General features: G+C 68.1%; 1 protein-coding gene. It reads left to right on the forward strand.

Translation table 11 applies throughout. The features are described 5' to 3' along the window. The first annotated feature begins 441 nt into the window (after positions 1-441). A complete protein-coding gene (locus ACWDU1_RS32285; RefSeq protein ID WP_450004205.1) occupies positions 442-1,497 on the forward strand; it encodes an IS110 family transposase in 1,056 nt (351 codons plus the stop codon). The last annotated feature ends 43 nt before the right edge of the window (positions 1,498-1,540 follow it).

The raw sequence follows: 1,540 nt of genomic DNA on the forward strand, positions 1-1,540 counted from the left end.
ACGCCGATATCGCCCACACGGAACTAGCGGCGCTGCCGCAGGGCCCGGCCAACGACGCGCTTGTGCGGTTGGTCCAGTACACAATCGAACGCGTGGGCTGAGTTTATTGGCGCGGCTTCGCCGCGCGGGGTTCGGCCCCCGAAGCGTCTGCTGTCAGCGCTCGAGACTCGCGGCTGCGCCGCCTCGCTTCGAGCGCTGACTGTGATGATGGGGGTGGTGGCGCCCTGGGGTGGGTCTGACCCTCGCGCTGACTGGCCTGTGGTGAGTGTCTGGTTGCTGATTTGTCGGCTTGCCTTCGGGGTGTCACCGATGCACGCGGCCGGACGGGGGGGTTGTGACCTCATAGGAGCTTGGTCAAGAAGCCCCGCCACAGTCTTGTCCTCCCGCCCGACCGGCGCGTGCCGCCCTCGGAACGGATGAGCAAGGACGGACCCCTCAAGCATGACCGATAACGATCCGGAAATCATCGGTGGAGTCGATACGCACGGGCGCACCCATCACGCTGCGGTGATCGACTCGCTGGGACGTCATCTGGCCGATCGGGAATTCCCCGCCACGACCGGTGGCTACCGAGACCTGCTGGACTGGATGCGGTCGGCCGGTGCACTCACCGCGGTGGGTGTCGAGGGCACCGGCGCCTACGGAGCCGAACTCGCCCGGGTACTGACCACAGCCGGGATCACCGTCGTCGACGTCGACCGGCCCGACCGCAAAACCCGGCGACGCCGCGGCAAATCCGATCCGATCGACGCCTACGCCGCCGCGACCGCGGTGCTGTCGGGCCGGGCCGCTACCACCCCGAAATCCCGTGACGGGGTTGTCGAGGCGGTGCGGGTGCTGCAGATCGCGCGCCGCAGCGCGGTCAAGGCCCGCACCCAGACGATCAACCAGATCCGGGGCCTGCTCGTGACCGCACCGGCTGTCGTTCGTGAGCAGGGCAGCGGTCTGAACCGATCCACGCTGATCGCTACGTTGGCACGATCGCGGCCCGGACCCGACCTGGCCGACCCCGCAACCGCCACCCGCGCCGCCTTGCGGCGGCTGGCCCGCCGCTACCAGGGCCTCACCACCGAAATCCGTGAACTCGATACCCAGATCGCGCCGTTGATCAGCCGGGCCGCTCCCCGCCTGCTGGAAGTGTTCGGTGTCGGAGCCGATACCGCCGGCCAGCTGTTGACCACCGCCGGGGACAACCCCCACCGCATGCGTTCGGAAGCCGCGTTCGCCCACCTCACCGGCGTCGCACCACTTCCCGCGTCTTCTGGGCGCACCCACCGCCACCGCCTCAACCGAGGCGGTGACCGCGCCGCCAACCACGCCCTGCACACCATCACCCTGGTCCGCATGCGCTACGACCCACGCACCCGCGCCTACCTCCAACGCCGCACCCAGCAAGGCCTGTCCAAGAAAGAAATCATGCGCTGCCTCAAACGATTCATCGCCCGAGAGATCTACCGGACACTGACTCACCCCACACCCACCCATCGACATCTATAGGAGCATCAGCAGACGCGGGCCGAACCCTTTAAGGGCCTCGCTG

It is taken from the genome of Nocardia sp. NPDC003345, from assembly GCF_053589395.1.

Coding starts and splice junctions, on each gene's coding strand:
- ACWDU1_RS32285 (WP_450004205.1), top strand. CDS start 442: ATGACCGATAACGATCCGGAAATCATCGGTGGAGTCGATACGCACGGG.